General features: G+C 59.1%; 17 protein-coding genes and 2 pseudogenes. 10 read left to right on the top strand and 9 right to left on the bottom strand.

Translation table 11 applies throughout. The features are described 5' to 3' along the window. The first annotated feature begins 15 nt into the window (after positions 1-15). Positions 16-618 carry a LuxR C-terminal-related transcriptional regulator gene (locus ACQ4MY_RS11130; protein ID WP_440095096.1) on the top strand — a complete coding sequence of 201 codons (603 nt, stop codon included), beginning with the start codon at positions 16-18 and terminating at the stop codon, positions 616-618. Positions 619-710: 92 nt separating this feature from the next. Here the strand turns inward: ACQ4MY_RS11130 and ACQ4MY_RS11125 are convergent, their stop codons facing one another. After that, a complete protein-coding gene (locus ACQ4MY_RS11125) occupies positions 711-1,709 on the bottom strand; it encodes a bile acid:sodium symporter family protein (protein WP_440095095.1) in 999 nt (332 codons plus the stop codon). An 84-nt stretch (positions 1,710-1,793) separates the two neighbouring features. Between ACQ4MY_RS11125 and ACQ4MY_RS11120 the strand changes: the two genes are divergently transcribed. Next, positions 1,794-2,582 carry an AraC family transcriptional regulator gene (locus ACQ4MY_RS11120; RefSeq protein ID WP_440095093.1) on the top strand — a complete coding sequence of 263 codons (789 nt, stop codon included), beginning with the start codon at positions 1,794-1,796 and terminating at the stop codon, positions 2,580-2,582. On the opposite strand, the gene ACQ4MY_RS11115 is transcribed toward ACQ4MY_RS11120, so the two are convergent. After that, positions 2,583-3,527 carry a Dyp-type peroxidase gene (locus ACQ4MY_RS11115; RefSeq protein WP_440095092.1) on the bottom strand — a complete coding sequence of 315 codons (945 nt, stop codon included), beginning with the start codon at positions 3,525-3,527 and terminating at the stop codon, positions 2,583-2,585. A 197-nt stretch (positions 3,528-3,724) separates the two neighbouring features. Between ACQ4MY_RS11115 and ACQ4MY_RS11110 the strand changes: the two genes are divergently transcribed. Then, positions 3,725-4,702 carry a TerC family protein gene (locus tag ACQ4MY_RS11110; RefSeq protein ID WP_440095091.1) on the top strand — a complete coding sequence of 326 codons (978 nt, stop codon included), beginning with the start codon at positions 3,725-3,727 and terminating at the stop codon, positions 4,700-4,702. Positions 4,703-4,823: 121 nt separating this feature from the next. Here ACQ4MY_RS11110 and ACQ4MY_RS11105 read toward each other — a convergent pair whose 3' ends face one another. After that, positions 4,824-5,924, bottom strand: coding sequence for a polyamine ABC transporter substrate-binding protein (locus ACQ4MY_RS11105; protein ID WP_008082750.1), 1,101 nt, complete (start codon positions 5,922-5,924; stop codon positions 4,824-4,826). Between the two features lie 358 nt (positions 5,925-6,282). Further along, positions 6,283-7,689, bottom strand: a complete 1,407-nt coding sequence (locus ACQ4MY_RS11100) for a purine-cytosine permease family protein (RefSeq protein WP_008082749.1) — start codon at positions 7,687-7,689, stop codon at positions 6,283-6,285. A gap of 324 nt (positions 7,690-8,013) precedes the next feature. Here ACQ4MY_RS11100 and ACQ4MY_RS11095 point away from each other — a divergent pair, with 324 nt between their 5' ends. Beyond that, entirely contained in the window at positions 8,014-8,499 is a 486-nt protein-coding gene (locus ACQ4MY_RS11095; protein ID WP_440095089.1) for a flavin reductase family protein, read from the top strand. A gap of 139 nt (positions 8,500-8,638) precedes the next feature. Here the strand turns inward: ACQ4MY_RS11095 and ACQ4MY_RS11090 are convergent. After that, positions 8,639-9,238: pseudogene (locus ACQ4MY_RS11090) on the bottom strand (methyl-accepting chemotaxis protein); the annotation flags it as partial. Between the two features lie 306 nt (positions 9,239-9,544). Further along, positions 9,545-10,429, bottom strand: a pseudogene (locus ACQ4MY_RS11085) (cache domain-containing protein); the annotation flags it as partial. A gap of 359 nt (positions 10,430-10,788) precedes the next feature. On the opposite strand from ACQ4MY_RS11085, the gene ACQ4MY_RS11080 reads away from it, so the two are divergent. Beyond that, a complete protein-coding gene (locus ACQ4MY_RS11080) occupies positions 10,789-11,832 on the top strand; it encodes an LLM class flavin-dependent oxidoreductase (RefSeq protein ID WP_008086129.1) in 1,044 nt (347 codons plus the stop codon). Between the two features lie 551 nt (positions 11,833-12,383). Here ACQ4MY_RS11080 and ACQ4MY_RS11075 read toward each other — a convergent pair. Together ACQ4MY_RS11075 and ACQ4MY_RS11070 are read right to left on the bottom strand one after the other, a co-directional pair. Beyond that, a complete protein-coding gene (locus ACQ4MY_RS11075) occupies positions 12,384-12,770 on the bottom strand; it encodes a hypothetical protein (protein WP_008086125.1) in 387 nt (128 codons plus the stop codon). A 208-nt stretch (positions 12,771-12,978) separates the two neighbouring features. Then, positions 12,979-13,428: a winged helix-turn-helix transcriptional regulator gene (locus tag ACQ4MY_RS11070; protein ID WP_440095088.1), complete on the bottom strand. Its 450-nt coding sequence runs from the start codon at positions 13,426-13,428 to the stop codon at positions 12,979-12,981. A gap of 163 nt (positions 13,429-13,591) precedes the next feature. Here ACQ4MY_RS11070 and ACQ4MY_RS11065 point away from each other — a divergent pair, with 163 nt between their 5' ends. From ACQ4MY_RS11065 to argE, 5 genes are all read left to right on the top strand, one after another. Then, complete coding sequence (locus ACQ4MY_RS11065; protein ID WP_158830885.1) at positions 13,592-14,410, top strand: alpha/beta fold hydrolase; 819 nt, start codon at positions 13,592-13,594, stop codon at positions 14,408-14,410. 366 nt (positions 14,411-14,776) lie between these two features. Further along, on the top strand, positions 14,777-16,096 hold the full coding sequence (locus ACQ4MY_RS11060; RefSeq protein ID WP_008086117.1) for a flavin-containing monooxygenase: 1,320 nt from the start codon (positions 14,777-14,779) through the stop codon (positions 16,094-16,096). A gap of 58 nt (positions 16,097-16,154) precedes the next feature. Next, on the top strand, positions 16,155-16,571 hold the full coding sequence (locus ACQ4MY_RS11055; protein ID WP_008086115.1) for a RidA family protein: 417 nt from the start codon (positions 16,155-16,157) through the stop codon (positions 16,569-16,571). A gap of 153 nt (positions 16,572-16,724) precedes the next feature. Further along, on the top strand, positions 16,725-17,402 hold the full coding sequence (locus ACQ4MY_RS11050) for a DUF1028 domain-containing protein (RefSeq protein WP_008086113.1): 678 nt from the start codon (positions 16,725-16,727) through the stop codon (positions 17,400-17,402). Further along, positions 17,399-18,547, top strand: coding sequence for an acetylornithine deacetylase (gene argE / locus ACQ4MY_RS11045; RefSeq protein WP_440095086.1), 1,149 nt, complete (start codon positions 17,399-17,401; stop codon positions 18,545-18,547). The genes ACQ4MY_RS11050 and argE overlap by 4 nt, the downstream gene beginning before the upstream one ends. A gap of 18 nt (positions 18,548-18,565) precedes the next feature. On the opposite strand, the gene ACQ4MY_RS11040 is transcribed toward argE, so the two are convergent. Further along, on the bottom strand, positions 18,566-19,477 hold the full coding sequence (locus tag ACQ4MY_RS11040; RefSeq protein WP_008086110.1) for a LysR family transcriptional regulator: 912 nt from the start codon (positions 19,475-19,477) through the stop codon (positions 18,566-18,568). Between the last annotated feature and the right edge of the window lie 242 nt (positions 19,478-19,719).

Here is a 19,719-nt window from a genome sequence, read left to right as displayed (position 1 = left end):
AGGGAGGGTCACGCCATGACCTGCCGAATTATCATAGCCGACGATCACCCGCTGTTTCGCGAAGCAATGCTGCACACGGTTCAGCGTTTGCTGCCCGAAGCCGTTATCGACGAAGCCGGTGACCTCGACGCCGTACTGGCCCTGCTGCCCTTGGGTGACGAACCCGAGACGCTGATTCTCGATCTCAGGTTCCCTGGGCTGACCTGCGTCAGCCAGTTGGCCGAACTGCGTCGACGCTTGCCGCGTACCACGTTGATAGTGGTGTCGATGGTGGATGATGAGTCGCTGATCAGCGAAGTCATGGCCGCCGGGATCGACGGTTTTATCGGCAAGAACATTGCCCCCGATGAAATCGGTCAGGCGATTCTGGCGATTCGTGAAGGTGAGGTGCTGGTGAAGTTTGCGCCTTCGGGCTTGTTGCCGCTTGAAACCGGCGCCGCCCTCACGCCTCGTCAGCAGGACGTGCTGCGCTTGATTGCCCAAGGCAAGACCAACAAGGAAATCGCCCGCGAACTGGATATTTCACCGTTCACGGTACGGATTCATGTGTCTTCGTTGTTGCGCACGTTAAACGTGCCCTCGCGGGCGGCAGCCGTGAAATACGCAGGAACTCTGTAGGAGCTGCCGCAGGCTGCGATCTTTTGACTTTGTTTTTAAAGACAAGATCAAAAGATCGCAGCCTTCGGCAGCTCCTACACGTAGACGGTGTGTTATGGGTCGACTTGGGCCATCAGTTCCGGCACCGATTCCGGGCGCTTTGCGTAGCGCTGGGCCAGGACGGCACAGACCATCAACTGAATCTGATGGAACAGCATCAACGGCAGGATCAGCACGCCAATCGTGCTGCCGGCAAACAGCACCTGCGCCATCGGCACGCCGGTGGCCAGGCTCTTTTTTGAACCGCAGAACAGGATGGTGATGCGGTCTTCCTGATTGAAGCCAAACACCTTGCCCAACAAGGTCGAGGCCAGCAGCACCAGCGCCAGCAGAATGCAGCAGACCACCACCAGCCCCAGCAACTCGATCAGCGGAATCTGATGCCAGATGCCTTCGTTGACGGCCTCGCTGAACGCACCGTAAACCACCAACAGAATCGAACCCTGATCGACGAACTTCAGCCAGTTCTTGTTGCGCCCGACCCACGCGCCGATCCAGCGACGGGCGATCTGCCCGGCAATGAATGGCAACAGCAATTGCACGCTGATTTTCAGGATTGCATCAAGCGTCGAGCCGCCATCACCGTGGACGTTGAGCAGCAGGGTCACCAGCAACGGCGTGAGGAAAATCCCGAACAGACTCGACGCCGCCGCGCTGCAAATCGCCGCCGGAATATTGCCCCGCGCCAAAGAAGTGAAAGCAATCGCCGACTGCACCGTGGCGGGCAGTGCGCAGAGATACAGCATGCCCATGTACAACTTGTCGCCGATCATCGGTGACAGCAGTGGTTTCAGCGCCAGGCCCAATAACGGGAAAAGCACAAAGGTCAGGCCGAATACCAGCAAGTGCAGGCGCCAGTGGCCGGCGCCGGCAATGATCGATTCACGGGACAGTTTGGCGCCATGCAAGAAAAACAGCAGGGCAATCGCCAGGTTAGTCAGCCAGCCGAAGCCGACCGCGACCTGGCCGCTGGCCGGCAGAAAACTCGCCAGCAGGACCACGCCGACCAGCGTGAGGGTGAAATTGTCGGGTAAAAATCTGGGGCGCGTCATGGTGTATTCATCCGGGGGTTGCCAGTGCGTGCCGACAACTCTAACGTGACTGCAAATTACCGACTAACGCCGAAGGGCCACAAGATGCCGCCTAAAGGACATGACAAAAGCGTTCGGCGCAGCATTCCCGGGCTGCCCAGCCTGCCGCGTCCGCTGTACGGGCGCACCGAATCGCTGCCCAATCGCGCCCTGACCCGGCGCCACAGTCATCCGTGGGTGCAGTTGTCTTACGCGATTCAGGGCGTACTGGAAATACAGACCAGCGCAGGACGCTTCGTCGCCCCGCCGGAGCGCGCCGTGTGGATTCCGGCGGGTGTGCCGCATCGGGTGTTCAGCTCGCCGCACACCGAAATGCGCAGTCTGTACATCGATTGCAGCGTTGCCGGATGGGCGATCGACCGCTGTCATGTACTTGGCGTAAGCGATTTGCTCAGAGAGTTGATTCGCGCGTTCAGTCAGGTCCCGGTGGAATACGACCAGAGTGGCCCGCATGGACGTCTGGCCCAGGTCATCCTTGATCAACTGGCCGACGCCCCGCAGATCGATCTGATGCTGCCGCTGCCGCAGGACCCACGATTGCGGCAGATCTATCAGAGCCTGGAACAACATCCGGAACAACAGACCACGCTGAGCCACTGGAGTGAGAAATTCGGCGTCACTGAAAAAACCCTCACCCGCCTGTTCCTGCGCGACACCGGCCTGACCTTCCGCGCCTGGCGTCAACGCCTGCGCTTGCTCGGGGCGCTGACGCCGCTGGAGAAAGGCGAACGCGTCACCGATGTGGCGCTGGCCTGCGGCTACGACTCGACGTCGGCGTTTATCGCGGCGTTCCGACAACAGTTTGGCGAAACGCCGGGGGAGTTTTTTCGCTGATCAACGCTCCGCGAGTTCTTCCAGCAGATCGGCTGAAGGTACGAAGTACAAGCCGCCGGTGACGGCGGTGCTGAAGTCGAGCAACTTGTCATAGTTGCCCACCGGCTTGCCGACAAACATGTTCTCCAGCATCTGCTCCATCGGTTCAGGCTTGCGTGCGTAACCGATAAAGAATGTGCCGAATTCGCCAGCGCCCGGCCGCCCGAACGGCATGTTGTCACGGAGGATCTTCACTTCCTCGCCCTCCGCCGTGGTGATCGTCGTCAGCGCACTGTGCGAGTTGCTCGGCTTCACCGATTCGTCCAGTTCGATGTCGGAGAGTTTCTTGCGACCGATCACCCGTTCCTGCGCTTCGACACTCAGCGAATTCCACGCAGTCATGTTGTGCAGGTACTTCTGCACCAGCACATAGCTGCCGCCGCTGAAGTCCGGATCTTCGTCACCGACGATGGTGAAATTGACCGCTTTGCGCCCGACCGGGTTTTCCGTGCCGTCGACAAAACCGATGATGCTGCGCATGTCGAAATAGCGGAAACCCTGCACCTCGTCGACCACGGTGACGACGTTGCCCAGCACGGCCATGACTTGCGTGGCCAGTTCAAAGCACAGGTCCATCTGATCGGCACGGATGTGCAACAGCAGGTCGCCCGGAGTTGACGGTGCGTGGCGCCCTTCTCCACCGAATTCGCGAAAGCTGTGCAGGGACGCCGGGCGCGGGTGGCTGAACAGGCGATCCCAGGCGTTCGAGGAAAAGCCGCAGATACAGGTCAGATTGCCTGACGGCACGCGCTTGCCGACCGACCGCACCAGTCCGGCAACATCACCGCACCAGCCTTTCACGGTTGCGGCGGCGTCGGCCCCCTCATTGAGTGTCGCGACGATAAAAATCGCGCTGCGGGTGATCGGGCTGCACACGGCTTGCGGTTCGAGAATGTCGGTTTGCATGGCTGAAAATGCCGCTCCGTAAGGGTGACACCAACGGTGCGACCCGAAAATCGAGGAAAGAATCGGATGCCCCTGTTGGCCCGAGACTTCGTTTTTATCGAACTCTACCGCAGAAATAAACGATTTTTCTTGCCCGCCAACGCGCCGCTAGCATGGCTTCGTCTGAGCCTAATCGAATCACAGAGAGGGAGCGTGACATGCCAGCCACTCACATCAACATCGGCGAACCCTGGATGTGGGCCGCCTTCGTCGTCTTCGTGCTAGCGATGCTGGCATTGGACCTGTTTGTTTTCGGCGGACGCAAGGCGCATCGGGTGTCAGTGCGCGAAGCCTTGTCCTGGGTCATTGCCTGGTGCTTGTTAGCGCTGAGCTTCGCCGCCCTGCTCTGGTGGTACCTGAACGGCACGTTCGGCGCGGATATCGCCCGGCAGAAGACTCTGGAATTTCTCACCGGTTATCTGATCGAGCAATCGCTGTCGATCGACAACATGTTCATCTTCGTGATGATCTTCAGCTACTTCGCCGTGCCGCCCGAGTTGCAGCGACGGGTGCTGCTGTACGGCGTGCTCGGGGCGATTGTGATGCGCGCGGCGATGATCTTCGCCGGCGTGTGGCTGGTGTCGCAGTTCGCATGGCTGCTGTACGCGTTCGGTGTGTTCCTGATCATCACTGGGGTCAAGATGCTGGTTTTCGCCGAGCAACAACCGGATCTCGACAACAATCCGTTGCTGCGCTGGGTACGCGGGCATTTGCGCATTACCAGCGGCTTTCATGGCGAGCGGTTTTTCATTCTGCAAAACGGCGTGCGTTGGGCGACGCCGATGTTTCTGGTGTTGGTGTTGATCGAAGCGAGCGACTTGATGTTTGCGGTCGACAGCATCCCGGCGATCTTCGCTGTGACCACTGACCCGTTCATCATTTTCACCTCGAACATCTTCGCGATCATGGGCCTGCGGGCGCTGTACTTCCTGCTGGCGGACATGGCTGAGCGCTTTCATTTTCTCAAGTATGGGCTGGCGATTGTGTTGGTATTTATCGGCGCCAAGATGGTGTTGATGCCGTGGCTGCACATGCCGGTGGAGTGGTCGCTGGCGGTAGTGGGTGGGGTGATTCTCGGCTCGGTCCTGTTGAGCCTGCTCATCTCCCGCAAAGAGAACCGCACAAACCTCCTGTAGGAGCTGCCGCAGGCTGCGATCTTTTGATCTTGTCTTTTAAAACAAAGTCAAAAGATCGCAGCCTGCGGCAGCTCCTACACGGGTTGTTTTCACGATCCGGCGATGTAATAGAAACAGAGGGTTATTTGTCGGATTTGATGTTGGTCCAGACGCGGGTGCGTACGCGTTCCAGTTTTTGCGGCAATGGCTGGACGACGTAGAGGTTTTTCAGCGCCTCCGGCGTTGGTGTCAGGTTCGGGTTATCGGTGATTTCCTTGTTGATCAGCGGGATCGAATCCTTGTTCGCATTCGGGTAGCCGAGGAAGTCACTGATGGGCGCGATCACTTTCGGATCAAGCAAGTTGTTGAGGAATTCGTGAGCCTCTTCGACATTTTTCGCGCTCTTCGGAATCGCGAAGGTGTCGAACCAGATTGGCGCGCCTTCCTTCGGCAAGCGCCAGTCGACCACGACACCGTTTTTCGCCTCTTTGGCACGGTTGCCGAACTGGTAGAAACTGCCCGAATACCCGATGGCCACGCAGATGTCGCCGTTGGCGATGTCGGTCATGTACTTGGCCGAGTTGAAGTAGGTCACGTAGGGGCGAACCTTGAGCATCAGCTCTTTGGCTTTCTCGTAATCGGCGGGGTTCTGGCTGTTTGGATCGAGCCCCAGATAATGCAGGGCCAGCGGCAGAATTTCCGTCGGTGAATCGAGCATTGCTACGCCGCAGGATTTGAGCTTTTCCATGTTCTCCGGCTTGAACACCAGATCCCAACTGTCGACCGGCGCGTTATCGCCCAGCGCAGCCTTGACCTTGGCCGGGTTGAAGCCGATCAGCACGGTGCCGACCATATAAGGCACGCCGTACTGGTTGCCCGGGTCGTTCTTGCCCAGCAGTTTCAACAGCTCCGGATCCTGGTGGCTCCAGTTCGGCAGTTTCGACTTGTCGAGTTTCTGGAACACGCCCGCCTTGATCTGCGTTTCGAGGAACTGGTTCGACGGCACGACGAGGTCGTAGCCGGAGTTGCCGGTGAGCAGTTTGGCTTCCAGCGATTCATTGGTGTCGAAGGTATCCCAGATCACTTTGATGCCACTTTTTGCAGCAAAATCCTTGGGCACCGACGGCAGAATGTAATCCGCCCAGTTGTATACCCGCAGTTCGCGTTGCTCGGCCTGGACGGCGCTGGCCAGCAGCGTCAGCCCACACACGGTGGCACCCAGAATGCGTTTCATCGTGACCATGGTTGTATCCCCAGAATGCGGCGTGAGTTCGATGGTTTTTATGTTCTGTACACGGCAGCGGCTGTAAGGGTAGCCGGGGTAAAAAGGTCCAGCGTCTAGTTGTGGTTTTGATTCTTGCCGACAGCGTAGACGGATCACAGTGGGGGATGGGCCAAAAGGGGATCGATGTGGCCAATATGAATGACCACCCGGATGCGCGAGCATCCTGCAAATCACTTGTGGCGAGGGGATTTATCCCCGATGGGCTGCGAAGCGCCCCCCGTTCAATCCCAGGGAGGAACGCATTCGCTGATTTCACGACTGCTTCGCAGCCGATCGGGGATAAATCCCCTCGCCACAGTTTTGGCTGCGGGGGGACTCAGTCTGTGTAGCCCAGTTTTGCCACCCTGCTCTGCTGCGCTTGGCCACGTGTCGCCAGGCAGTAATACAGCGGCACAGTAACCACCAGACCAACCAGCCAAGACAAGTCCGCACCATCCACCAGATTGGCGTAAGGCCCTACGTACAGCGAAGTGTTGGCAAACGGCAACTGCACAATGATGCCAATGAAGTAGGCAACGATCGCGTGCAGATTGAAGCGACCGTAGATGCCGCCGTCAGCCTGGAAGATCGAGGTGATGTCGTAGCAGCCACGCTTGATCAGGTAGAAGTCGATCAGGTTGATCGAAGCCCACGGCACCAGCACCAGCAACAGCGCCAGAATCAAACCGATGAACTCGGAAATGAAATCCGCCGAAGCCCCCAGCGCCACCACGCAGCAACCGGCCAACACCACGCTCGACAGCACCACGCGCACCTTAATGCTTGGCGTCCATTGGCTGGCGAAGGTCTGGATCGAGGTGATGATCGAGAGCACCGCGCCGTACAGATTCAGCGCGTTGTGGCTGATGATATTGAGCAAGAACAGCACCATCAGAATCGGACCCAGCCACCCGGTGGACTGCTTGACCGCGACCATCGCTTCAGTGCCTTCCGGCGTCGCCAGCACGGCCACGGCGCCAAACGTGAAAGACAAAATCGTGCCCAGCGTCGCGCCCAGATACGTCGCCCAGAACGGCTTGGCGATACCAATATCGGCCGGCAGGTAACGCGAATAGTCAGAGACGTACGGCGAGAAACTGATCTGCCAGATGATCCCCAGCGACACCGTCGCCAGCCAGCCCGACAGGTTGAAACTGCCGCGCGTAAAGAAGTCCGCCGGCAAGTCATGGGCAAAGATGTAGATGAAACCAGCCAGTAACGCGCTACCCATCACCCAGGTACCGATGCGGTTCAGCGTGTGAATGAAGTTGTAGCCGATCACGCCAATCGCCGTGGCCGCCAACGCACCGATCAAAATGCTCAGCGGCGCCGGCACTGACGGCGCGATGCCGACGATGGATTTACCGGCCAGCACGATGTTGGAAATGAAGAAGCCGATGTAGATGATCGCCGCAAAAAACACGATCAGCAGCGCACCATAGCGGCCGAACTGACCGCGGCTCTGGACCATCTGCGGAATGCCCATGCGCGGGCCCTGGGCCGACGCCAGCGCGATCACCACGCCGCCGATCATGTGCCCCAGCGCAATCGCCAGCAGCCCCCAGAACAAATCGAGATGGAACACTTGAACCACCATGGCGCCGGTGACAATGGGCAGTGGCGCAATGTTGGTGCTGAACCAAAGGGTGAACAGGTCGCGGGCCTTCCCGTGGCGTTCCGCGAGTGGGACGTAGTCGACCGTATGATTCTCGATCAACGGATCTTGCCGGGACATCTGGGACATATGCATGAACTCGAGTTTGTCTGTTCTTATCGTTGTATGAAGCCAAACCGGGGGGACTCTCTGGTCGCCCCTCAGATGCAAACCATATTATGGTATTCCAAACTTTGCACAAGACTGATCCGCTAATTTGAACGCTATCTGATCCGCCATCCTCGCTGATTCCGCACGCCTCTGACCAGGTGAAAGCCCCGTAAACATTGACTTTCCGACGAAAGCAGCACGTTTATCGGTTCACCTGAAAATCCCTTGCAAAGAATGTATTACGGTATACCATCAGACCTACAAACACATAAAAACCGCGTCACACCACCCGAGGACCACCCAATGATCGATGCTGCCATCTACAAACAAGTCATGGGCTCGTTCCCGTCCGGCGTCACTGTCATCACTACGCTGGACGACGATGGCCAGATCGTCGGCCTAACGGCCAGCGCGTTCAGTTCATTGTCGATGGACCCGGCGCTGGTGCTGTTTTGCCCCAACTACAGCTCCGATTCCTATCCAGTGCTGATCAAGAACAAACGTTTTGCCATTCACCTTTTGTCCGGCGGCCAGCAAAGCGAAGCCTACGCCTTCGCCCGTAAAGGCAAGGACAAGGCGCAAGGCATCGAGTGGACGTTGAGCGAGTTGGGCAACCCGATTCTGGCCAATGCAACGGCAGTGATCGAGTGCGAGCTGTGGCGCGAATATGAAGGGGGTGACCACGCGATCATGGTCGGCGCAGTGAAGAACCTGATCGTGCCCGAACAAGTTGCCGGGCCGTTGGTGTACTGCCACGGCAAGATGGGCGCCCTGCCCGCTGTGGCCTGATCCTCTTTTCAACACATAACCCTGTGGGAGCTGGCTTGCCAGCGATAGCGTCAGTGCAGTCAGCATTAATGTTGACTTTGATGACGCCATCGCTGGCAAGCCAGCTCCCACAGGTTTTTTGGTATTTGGGCTGGCGCGGTCAGGTGCGGAAGCGGCTCACCAGTTGATTCAATGTCTGTGACAACGCCGTCAGGTTTTGCGCGTCCTGGCGGGTTGAATCCGCCAGACTGGCCACCAACTGCGCATCGCCATGGATCTGGCTGATGTGCCGATTGATGTCTTCGGCTACTTGATGCTGCTCCTCCGCCGCCGTGGCGATCTGCGTGTTCATGTCGCGGATCACGTCCACCGACTCGCGAATCAACTCGAAACTCGCCCGCGCCTCATTGATCGACACCACGGTCTCCTGCGACACCTCGAGGCTGGCGTGCATCTGCTTGCCCATTTGATGGGTGCGTCGCGCCAGATTACCCAGCAGCGCGTCGATCTCGCCGGTGGAATCCGCCGTGCGTTTGGCCAGCGCCCGGACTTCATCGGCAACCACCGCAAATCCACGGCCCTGCTCGCCCGCTCGCGCCGCTTCGATCGCCGCATTGAGCGCGAGCAGGTTGGTCTGCTCGGCAATCGAACGGATGGTGCCGAGAATCGACTGAATATCGTTGCTGTCCTTCTCCAGCTGCTGCATCGACTCGGCGCTGTGACCGATCTCCTGACTCAGCCGGCCGACATTGCTCACCGCCGCATCGATCTGCTGCTGCCCGGTGTGCGCCTGACGCTGGCCGTTATCGGCCGAGTCCGCTGCCTGGCTGCACGAACGCGCGACCTCGTTGGAGGTGGCGACCATTTCATGAAATGCCGTCGAGACCATCTCGACCGCCTCGCGCTGCCGCAAGGCGACTTCGGCCATTTCCGCCGAAACCTCGGTAGCGCTGCCGGAGCTACTGTGGATCTGCCCGGCCGCCTGACCGATGCGCTGAATCAGGGTACGGATCGCCTCAAGAAACTGGTTGAACCAGCCCGCGAGTTGCGCGGTTTCATCTTGCCCGCGCACCGTCAGCCGCGCGGTCAGATCGCCTTCGCCTTGGGCAATGCCTTCCAGACCGCTGGCCACACCACGGATCGGCTTGACCATCAACCCGGCAAACCACGCACCGGCCATGGCAAACAGCAACGCGCACACCACCGCGATGGCGCCGATGATCCACGTCAGCCGCGTGGCGCCGGCCATGACTTCACTGGCCTTGACCAGCCCGACAAAACGCCAGCCCAGTGTCTCCGATGGCCAGACCAGCGCCATGTAACGCTCGCCGGCCAATTCCACTTCCACCAAGCCCTTGCCGGCCTCGGCCAGTTGTTTGTAGCCATCGCCCAGATCGTTGAGTTTTTTGAAGTTGTGCGCCGGATCGCTGGGGTCGACCAGCACGGTGTTGTTGGCTTCCATCAGCATCAGGTAACCACTGTCGCCGAGGCGGATCTGCTTGACCAGATCGGTCAGTTGCTTGAGCGACACGTCGATGTTTACCACACCGGCGTTGCTGCCCAACTGATTGTTGAAGCTGCGCACAGTACTCACCAGCACCACGTCATCGGCCGCCCAATAATAGGCGTCGGTGCGCAGGGTTTTGCCAGGATTGGCCATCGCGGTTTTGTACCAGGGCCGCGTGCGCGGATCGTAACTGGCCAGCTTCGGGTCACCCGGCCAGAACAGATAACCGCCCTCCTGCGTGCCCAACGACAGATAGGTGTAAGCCGGATGGGCCTTGGCCAGTCCAGCGAACAAACTGAATACCTGCTGATCCTGCGGCCCCACCGGGATCTGCTCGGCATCACTGCTCAGGTAGCGCTTGAGGCTGCCATCAATCCCCTGCAATTGCGGATGTTCAGCCAGATACGCCACGTTCTGGCTGATACCTTCGAAGAACAGCTGCATGGCGTTTTCGACCTGACGCACCTCCCTCCCGGTGCTGTCGATAAAGGTGTCCCGCGCACCATCGCGTACGTTGAGGATGATCAGCAGTGCCACCAGCAACACCGGCAGGCTGGCGATCACCGCGAACGCCATGGTCAATTTTTGTTTTATGTTCATCTACTGCGCCTTCCTTGTTCGAAGTGTCGGTCAGAAATATTTTGCGGATATTCCGTATTATGGTATACCAATATTCAATCAACCGACCAGCCGTCCTCGAAGGCGTGCTTGAATGGTGAGAAGACTTGCGAGCGTTCAGCGCTCATGCCAGTGACACAGGCCCGCAAACGACCGGCCATCAACAAAAGATCCGAGGTAGCGTCATGAAATTTTCCCTGTTCGTACACATGGAGCGCTGGGACGAAAGCGTCAGCCACCGCCAACTGTTCGAAGACCTGACCGAACTCACCCTGATGGCCGAGGCCGGCGGTTTCAGCACCGTGTGGATTGGCGAACACCACGCCATGGAATACACCATCTCGCCAAGCCCGATGCCGCTGCTGGCCTACCTCGCGGCGAAAACCACCACCATTCATCTCGGCGCCGGCACCATCATTGCGCCGTTCTGGCACCCGTTGCGGGTCGCCGGTGAATGCGCCCTGCTCGACGTCATCAGCAACGGTCGCATGGAAGTCGGGCTGGCCCGTGGCGCCTATCAGGTTGAATTCGATCGCATGGCCGGCGGCATGCCTGCCTCAAGCGGCGGCCAGGCGCTGCGCGAGATGGTTCCGGTGGTCCGCGCCCTGTGGCAAGGCGATTACGCCCACGACGGCGACATCTGGAAATTCCCCACTTCGACCAGCGTGCCGAAGCCGATTCAGCAGCCGAACCCACCGATGTGGATCGCCGCTCGCGACCCGGATTCGCACAACTTCGCCGTGGCCAACGGCTGCAACGTCATGGTCACACCGTTGATGAAGGGCGACGAAGAAGTCCTCGACCTGAAGAACAAATTCCAGACGGCGCTGGACAACAACCCGGACGTGCCGCGCCCGCAATTGATGGTGCTGCGCCACACCCACGTACACACTGCCGACGATCCGGACGGCTGGAAAGTCGGCGCCAAAGCGATCTCGCGCTTCTACCGCACCTTCGATGCGTGGTTCGGCAACAAGCAAACGCCGGTCAACGGTTTCCTCGCGCCAAGCCCGGAAGAAAAGTTTGCCGGACGTCCTGAGTTCGAGCTGGAAAGCCTGCACAAGACCGCGATGATCGGTACGCCGGAAGAGATTATTCCGCGCATCAAGTACTACCAGGAGCTGGGCGTGGATGAGTTCAGTTTCTGGTGCGACAACAGCTTGCCGCATGAAGAGAAGAAAAAGTCGCTGGAGCTGTTTATCAAGCACGTGGTGCCGGCGTTTCGCTGAGTGATCTGCTGATCAGGCCTGGCCAATGAAAACGCCCCGATTGATTCGGGGCGTTTTTTTAACAGTCCTGACAACTTTATTGCCAATGAAATTCGGGGCGGATTTCGCAAGTCACTCCAGCAGCCAGAAGACTCTTTCGAACCTTTAAAACCTCTTGCGCCTGACCGACCATCACTAGAGGAAGGTCCTGCTGCAGCAAAGTTCTTGCCTCTAAAAGATTGCCACCGGTCGCTCCTGCTACCGCTCTGACATGCGCCTGATCTCGATAGTCCCCGCGACAGTGCACCTCATATTGGGTCTCATCCATTTCCACAGGCGAAAAATGGGTGGTCACCACCGATGCGCCACACTGGACACACTGTAAGCCCTGAGTGCGGCCAGCCTTAAAAGCAACCAATCCTGCGCCACACTGCTCGCACGCCATCAGACATTCCCCTCCCCCACGGCGGATCACAATTAAACAGCCCTTTGACGAGAAAGCGAGCCAGCCTCACAGCCACTCGCTGCGATGCCACCTCAACTTCTCAAGCGAATCGGCTAACGCGCTCTACTCAACACCCATATTTTTGAGCAACCTGATCACCGGACAGCAGAGCATCGTCGACGTCGGACAAAATACAAGGCCAGAGTTTCGCAACGCTCAAAAAGAACACCCGGTACATCAATCTCGAGTGTTGTGTATGGTCAAGGTTTATTTCAATCAGCGATTGGGGAGGATCACCCAATACGTTCTGCCACTCCAGACGATCTTCGCTGTCGTACATCTCGTAAAACCAATACTCCGGAAGCAATGACAGCCATATATCCGAGTCGCCTTCACCGATTGTCCCCCGAGGCTTCCCGCCAGTGTTAACGAATCCACCGGCGGCGAGAACAGCCGCTCTGAAATCTTCTACGGTTAGTTTTCTTGAGGAAATGATCATTGCGGATAACGACATTTACTCCGGCCTCCTCTGCTGGATCAGGGTCAACTCATCGCGGCTGACAATCTGGCCGCACGCTCGGATAAAACAGGAATCTGCGCCTGGGACAGTCGCCGCAAAGACCTGCACACATTCAACACTGTCGGTGTCCTTGGCTTCGAACGCGGCCTCCAACTCCCGAAGCACGTAATCCTTGGGCACTAACAAGCCCGGAAAATATACCTCAATGCGCAACGCCGAGCCGCGTGGACACGTCTTGCGGTGCAAGCACACGACCATCCTCGGCCATCAGCTCCAACTTGCGCAGCGGTTGGCGATGCTGCGCATCGACCATCACCGAGCCCGGCTCGCCCGGCGCGTACATGAATTCGCCACCCCATTGCGACAACGCCACGATCACCGTCTGCAGGGCTTTGCCACGCTCGGTCAGCACGTATTCCTTATGCGCACCGCCATCCGCTGCGGGCACCGTTTGCAGGATGCCCTGCTCGACCAGGCCCTTGAGCCGAGCGCTGAGCATGTTCTTGGCGATGTCCAGGTTCTTCTGAAAATCACTGAATCGCCGAATCCCCTCCAGCGCATCACGAATGATCAGCAACGACCACCAGTCACCGATCAGATCCAGTGTCCGCGCCACCGGGCAGGCAGCGCCTTGCAGGCTTTTGCGCTTCACGAAAGGTACTCCACTGACGGATCAAAGGTAGCATCATACAACTCTGCTGTGGATTAGCACCTGTATAACCCAGCACCTGCATACAAGTAGCCGTCGCGCTTTGCGCCGATAGTGAAGTCGGCCATTTCGGCTTTACGAGCGATCCCTGACGCAAGGAGTTTGCATGAGCACGTTCTTCACTCAAGACGGCATCGAAATCTATTACAAGGATTGGGGCAGCGGTAAGCCCGTGCTGTTCAGCCACGGCTGGCCGCTGGATGCCGACATGTGGGAATACCAGATGGAATACCTGAGCAGTCGCGGTTACCGCACGATCGCTTTCGACCGTCGCGGTTTCGGGCGCTCGGAACAGCCGTGGAACGGCTACGACTACGACACCTTCGCCGACGACATCGCGCAACTGATCAACCATCTCGACCTGCGAGACGTCACCCTGGTGGGCTTCTCCATGGGCGGCGGCGATGTCAGCCGCTACATCGCCCGGCATGGCAGCGAACGCGTTGCTGGCCTTGTGTTGCTGGGCGCGGTGACGCCGTTGTTCGGCAAAAAGCCTGACTTCCCGCAGGGTGTCGACAAGTCAGTGTTTGACGGCATCAAGGCGGGTTTGCTGAAGGATCGTGCGCAGTTCATCGCTGACTTCGCGGCTCCGTTTTATGGCACCAATCAGGGCCAGACCGTTTCTGCCGGCGTGCTCACCCAAACTCTCAACGTCGCACTGCTGGCGTCGCTTAAAGGCACGGTGGACTGCGTGACGGCGTTCTCGGAAACCGACTTCCGCCCGGACATGGCCAAGATCGATGTGCCAACCCTGGTGATTCATGGCGACGGCGATCAGATCGTGCCGTTTGAAACCACGGGTAAGCAGGCGGCTGCGCAGATCAACGGCGCCGAGCTGAAGGTTTATGCGGGGGCACCGCATGGATTTGCGGTGACGCATGCACAAGCACTGAATGAAGATTTGCTGGCATTCCTCAACCGATAAACCCTCTAAGGTTCCCGTAACCACTGTGGTGAGGGGATTTAGCGAAACGTCGCACCGCCCCGTTGGACTGCGCAGCAGTCCCTTTTTTTGAAATCAAAAGAGGGGCCGCTTCGCGACCCAACGGGGATAAATCCCCTCGCCACAGGATCGCACGCTGGTTGAAGATTTTTGTTTGTAGTTGCAGGTTCGTCCACTGCTAGAACCCCCGGATTTAAAGGCCTTAACCTCCCTGCATCAGAATTTTATCTTCACATCCCAGCTTAATAATATTTTACCGATATCGCCCCTCTCCCTAGTCTGACCTCAAGCCAAACGGACAAGCCAACAGCGCCCGAATCCAACTGCCTTGCTAGGAAGGATGTAGAGATGACCACTGAAATAATAAAAACAGACACGCTGATCGTGGGTGCCGGCCAGGCAGGCGTAGCCATGAGCGAGCACCTGAGCAAACTCGGTGTGCCGCACCTGGTGCTGGAGCGCAATCGCATCGCCGAACGCTGGCGCACCGGGCGCTGGGATTCGCTGGTCGCCAACGGCCCGGCGTGGCACGACCGCTTTCCGGGTCTGGAATTCGATGACGTCGACCCCGACGGTTTCGCCCCGAAAGAACGTGTGGCCGATTACTTCGAAGCCTATGCGAAGAAATTCAACGCACCGATTCGTACCGGCGTCGACGTGAAAAGCGTGGTGCGCAATGTCGGTCGCCCCGGTTTCACCGTCGAGACCTCCGAAGGCGTGATCGAAGCCAGCCGCGTGGTCGCCGCCACCGGCCCGTTTCAGAAACCGGTGATCCCCGCGATCGCCCCGCAAGACGAACGCCTGCTGCAAATCCACTCCGCTGACTATCGCAACCCGCAGCAACTGCCTCAGGGCGCAGTGCTGGTGGTCGGTGCAGGCTCGTCGGGCGTGCAGATTGCCGATGAACTGCAGCGCTCGGGCAAGCAGGTTTACCTGTCTGTCGGCGCTCACGACCGCCCGCCTCGCGCTTATCGCAACCGTGATTTCTGCTGGTGGCTGGGCGTGCTCGGCGAGTGGGATCAAGCGGCGATGAAACCGGGTCGTGAGCATGTGACCATTGCAGTCAGTGGTGCCCATGGTGGCCGCACCATCGACTTCCGTGGCCTGGCCCATCGCGGCATGACCCTGGTCGGCGTCACAGAATCGTTCAACAACGGTGTGGTGACCTTCAAGCAGGATCTGGTCGGCAACCTCAATCGCGGTGACGAAAACTATCTGGCGCTGCTGGATGCGGCCGACGCCTACATCGAGCGTAACGGCCTCGATCTGCCGGAAGAACCGGAGGCTCGCGAAACGTTTCCAGAGCCTGAGTGCGTGAAAAATCCGCTGGCCGATCTCGATCTGGCCAAGGCTGGCATCACCTCGATCATCTGGGCCACTGGTTTTGCCGTGGATTATTCCTGGCTGCAAGTCGCGGCGTTCGATGACAAAGGCAAGCCTGTGCATCAGCGCGGTGTGTCGAGCGAACCGGGTGTGTATTTCCTCGGTTTGCCGTGGCAGTCGCGTCGCGGCTCGTCGTTCATCTGGGGTGTTTGGCACGACGCCAAACACGTCGCCGATCACATCGCCACCCAGCGCAAGTATCTCGACTACCGCGATGCCGAGCAGCGTGAAGCCGAACTGCACTCGCCTGCGCACAACAAAGTCGCCGACACCGTCGACGCCTGATTTCCCTCTTTCGCTCCGGCGCCGATCGCGCCGGGCAAACCTGATTCTGGAGCTGCACATGAGCAAGCCAACCCACACGCGCATTCGTATGTTCAACACCAAAGACACTTACCCGAACCAGACGCTGGACAACGACCTGTGTCAGGCCGTGCGTGCCGGCAACACCGTCTATGTGCGTGGTCAGGTCGGCACTGATTTCGACGGCAACCTGGTGGGGCTGGGTGATCCGCGTGCGCAGGCGGAACAAGCCATGCGCAACGTCAAGCAACTGCTGGAAGAAGCCGGCAGCGACATGAGCCACATCGTCAAGACCACCACCTACCTGATCGACCCGCGTTATCGCGAAGCGGTGTATGGCGAAGTGGGCAAGTGGCTCAAGGGCGTGTTCCCGATCTCCACCGGTCTGGTGGTGTCGGCGCTGGGGCAACCGCAGTGGTTGATGGAGATTGATGTGATTGCAGTGATTCCCGAGTAAGGCATCACACCTCGTTATGGCCATCGCTGGCAAGCCAGTTCCCACAGGGTTTTGGGTTGTTCCAAATTTTGTGACCCCCTCAATACCTGTGGGAGCTGGCTTGCCAGCGATGAGGCCCTCAAGGACAACATCTTCCTAGAAAGGAGTAAGCAGATGACCTTTTCAATCGCAGCCCGCTGCGCCGAAACCGGCCAGTTCGGTGTCGCCATCAGTTCCTCCAGCATCGCCGTCGGCGCGCGCTGCCCATGGCTGCTGCCGGGCGTCGGCGCGGTATCGAGCCAGAACATCACCCTGCCCTCCCTCGGCCCGGAAGTCCTCGCGCTGATGGAGCAAGGCCTGGCCCCGGACGACGCGCTGGACAAAGTTCTCACGCGCAACGGCTACAGCCAGTACCGCCAGATCACCGCGATCAATCATCTGGGCCAGACCGCGCATTTCAGCGGTTCGCAAACCCTTGGCGTGCACAATGCGGTCTCCGGCGAACAGTGCGTCGCTGCCGGCAACATGCTCGCCGGGCGCTCAGTCATCGAAGCCATGGTCAGCGCCTTTGAAGACGGCGAAGGCCAACTCGCCGACCGTCTGCTCAAAGCCCTGCACGCCGCGCAAGCCCTCGGTGGCGAAGCCGGCCCGGTGCATTCGGCAGCGGTCGTGGTGGTCGGCGAACAGACCTGGCCGATCGTCAATCTGCGCGTCGACTGGGCCGATGAAAACCCGATCGGTCAGTTGCAAAAACTTTGGGATGCCTACCAACCACAGTTGCAGGACTACATCGACCGCGCGCTCGATCCGGCCAAAGCCCCGGGTTACGGCGTCGCCGGTGATGATCGATGAACAGCGTCGAGTTGCTCAGAGCGCTGGTGGGTTTCGACACCACCAGCCGTGAATCCAACTTGCAACTGATCGAATTCGTCCGCGATTACCTCGAAGGCTTCGACGTACCGTGCGCGCTGATCTACAACGACGAGCGCAGCAAAGCCAATCTGTTCGCCACGATCGGCCCGGTGGATCAACCGGGCATCGTGCTGTCCGGGCACACCGATGTGGTGCCGGTCGACGGTCAGCCGTGGACGCTGCCACCGTTCGAACTTACTGAGCGCGATGGCAAGCTGTTTGGCCGAGGCACGGCGGATATGAAGGGCTACATCGCCTGCGTGCTCGCCTTGGTGCCGGCGCTGGTGCAGGCGTCGTTGCGCGTCCCGGTGCACATCGCCTTGTCGTATGACGAAGAAGTCGGCTGCCTCGGCGTGCGCTCGCTGCTCAGGGTTCTGCAGCAACGTCCGGTCAAACCGCTGCTGTGCATCATCGGCGAGCCGACCGAACTGAAACCGGTGCTCGGGCACAAAGGCAAACTGGCGATGCGCTGCGATGTGCACGGCCATCCGTGCCATTCGGCCTACGCCCCGCTTGGGGTCAACGCCATCGAGTACGCCGCCGAACTGATCGGCGAGCTGGGGCGCCTCGGCCAGCAACTGAAAGCGCCGGAGCATCACGACAAGCGTTTCGATCCGCCTTACAGCACCGTGCAAACCGGTGTGATCAGCGGCGGTAAAGCGCTGAACATCGTGCCGGCCGATTGCCGTTTCGATTTCGAAATCCGCGCCCTGCCCTCGCAGGATCCAGCCTTGGTCGCCGAAGCATTGAAGCGCTATGCCGAGCGTGAAGTACTGCCGCGCATGCGTGCGGTCAGTGCGCAGAGTGAAATTCGTTTCAGCGAGTTGTCGGCCTATCCAGGGCTGGTCACCGATGCGCAGAGTCAGGCTGCCGAGTTGATTGCGGCGTTCTGCGGCTCAACGGAATTCGGCACGGTGGCGTTCGGTACTGAGGGCGGACTGTTCGACGCCATGGGCATTGCCACCGTGGTCTGCGGCCCCGGCAGCATGGATCAGGGCCACAAACCCGATGAGTTTGTCAGCCTCGATCAACTGAGTGCTTGCGATGACATGCTCCAACGTGTGCTGGCGTATATCCGCGATTGAAACCCGGCTCGACTGCGCTCAAGCGTACAGTCGGGCCAATTCCTCACGGCAATGGTCGACAAACAACTGCACCGGTTTGGTCAGTTGCACGCGTCGCAACCACGCCGCCGACAAGCCCGAACCGGTCACCGTTTCCGCCAACGGCACACAGACGACTTGCTGGCCGTCGTAGGTGTAGTCGCTGAACGGTTTGGTCACCAGAATCGAAAAGCCGAAACCGTTGCCGACCATGCCGCGCACCATCTCGATCGACGGTGAGCTGAAGACGATATTCGGCGTCAGTCCGCGCTCTTCGAAGATGCTCACGAAGTAGGTGCGGCTCGGCACCACGTCGAGCAGGATCATTGGTTCCAGCACCAGATCATGCAGCGAGACCTTGGCCTGTTGCGCGAAGCGATGATTGGCAGGAAGCAAGGCGTACGGCTGCTGCGGTGGCATCAGTGGCGTGGTTTCGATGGTGCTGTCGAGGTCGTGTTCGAACATCATCGCGACGTCGATGCTGCCAGCGGTCAGGGCTTGCACCAATTCCTGTTGTTCGCCGTCGCGGATGCGGATTTCCACGCCGGGCCAGCGCTTTTTGAAGCCGGCGATCAGGCGCGGCAGATACAGCGGCGCGACAGTTTCGAAACAGCCGATATCGATCTGCCCGGACACCACGTCGTTGTCGGCCAAAGCGTTTTGTTCGAATTCGTGGGCAACGCGCAACAGCTCCAGCGCCTTGCGGTAGAAGCGTGAGCCGCTCGGCGTCAGCGAAACGCCCTGGGCGTGGTGGCGGATGAACAGCTGCACGCCGAAGCTTTCTTCCAGATGCTTGATCGCGGTGGAGACCGACGGCTGCGCGATGTACAGCTTGCGCGAGGCTTCGGCGACGCTGCCGCAATCGGCGGTGGTGACGAAGTATTTGAGCTGGCGCAGGTTATAGGCGGCCATGGGAATCTCCAGAAAATCAAAGGAACGCTGTGGCGAGGGGGTTTATCCCCGATGGGGCGCGAAGCGGCCCCTGTTTTTAAAGTCAAAAGAGGGGCCGCTGCGCAGCCCATCGGGGATAAATCCCCTCACCACAGGACCCTCATTGCAGATAAGTCTCTGCTTGCAGGTAAATCCATCATCACAAAGGGTCACTGACTACTGGAGGCGAACATACCGGAGCACCGCCTCCCCCAGAGCATATT

The sequence above is a fragment of the Pseudomonas sp. SM4 genome (assembly GCF_051913165.1).
In the GTDB taxonomy this organism is placed as follows: domain Bacteria; phylum Pseudomonadota; class Gammaproteobacteria; order Pseudomonadales; family Pseudomonadaceae; genus Aquipseudomonas.
Note: the sequence above shows the minus strand (reverse complement) of the source record. Positions and strands in the feature narration are given on the sequence as shown.

Bases quoted from the DNA above. Each gene is read 5' to 3' on its own strand.
- ACQ4MY_RS11120 (WP_440095093.1), top strand. From the start codon at position 1,794: ATGCCGCCTAAAGGACATGACAAAAGCGTTCGGCGCAGCATTCCCGGG.
- ACQ4MY_RS11100 (WP_008082749.1), bottom strand. From the start codon at position 7,689: ATGTCCCAGATGTCCCGGCAAGATCCGTTGATCGAGAATCATACGGTC.
- ACQ4MY_RS11095 (WP_440095089.1), top strand. From the start codon at position 8,014: ATGATCGATGCTGCCATCTACAAACAAGTCATGGGCTCGTTCCCGTCC.
- ACQ4MY_RS11080 (WP_008086129.1), top strand. From the start codon at position 10,789: ATGAAATTTTCCCTGTTCGTACACATGGAGCGCTGGGACGAAAGCGTC.
- ACQ4MY_RS11075 (WP_008086125.1), bottom strand. From the start codon at position 12,770: ATGTCGTTATCCGCAATGATCATTTCCTCAAGAAAACTAACCGTAGAA.
- ACQ4MY_RS11115 (WP_440095092.1), bottom strand. From the start codon at position 3,527: ATGCAAACCGACATTCTCGAACCGCAAGCCGTGTGCAGCCCGATCACC.
- ACQ4MY_RS11050 (WP_008086113.1), top strand. From the start codon at position 16,725: ATGACCTTTTCAATCGCAGCCCGCTGCGCCGAAACCGGCCAGTTCGGT.
- ACQ4MY_RS11040 (WP_008086110.1), bottom strand. From the start codon at position 19,477: ATGGCCGCCTATAACCTGCGCCAGCTCAAATACTTCGTCACCACCGCC.
- ACQ4MY_RS11065 (WP_158830885.1), top strand. From the start codon at position 13,592: ATGAGCACGTTCTTCACTCAAGACGGCATCGAAATCTATTACAAGGAT.
- ACQ4MY_RS11125 (WP_440095095.1), bottom strand. From the start codon at position 1,709: ATGACGCGCCCCAGATTTTTACCCGACAATTTCACCCTCACGCTGGTC.
- ACQ4MY_RS11060 (WP_008086117.1), top strand. From the start codon at position 14,777: ATGACCACTGAAATAATAAAAACAGACACGCTGATCGTGGGTGCCGGC.
- ACQ4MY_RS11105 (WP_008082750.1), bottom strand. From the start codon at position 5,924: ATGGTCACGATGAAACGCATTCTGGGTGCCACCGTGTGTGGGCTGACG.
- ACQ4MY_RS11055 (WP_008086115.1), top strand. From the start codon at position 16,155: ATGAGCAAGCCAACCCACACGCGCATTCGTATGTTCAACACCAAAGAC.
- ACQ4MY_RS11110 (WP_440095091.1), top strand. From the start codon at position 3,725: ATGCCAGCCACTCACATCAACATCGGCGAACCCTGGATGTGGGCCGCC.
- ACQ4MY_RS11130 (WP_440095096.1), top strand. From the start codon at position 16: ATGACCTGCCGAATTATCATAGCCGACGATCACCCGCTGTTTCGCGAA.
- argE (WP_440095086.1), top strand. From the start codon at position 17,399: ATGAACAGCGTCGAGTTGCTCAGAGCGCTGGTGGGTTTCGACACCACC.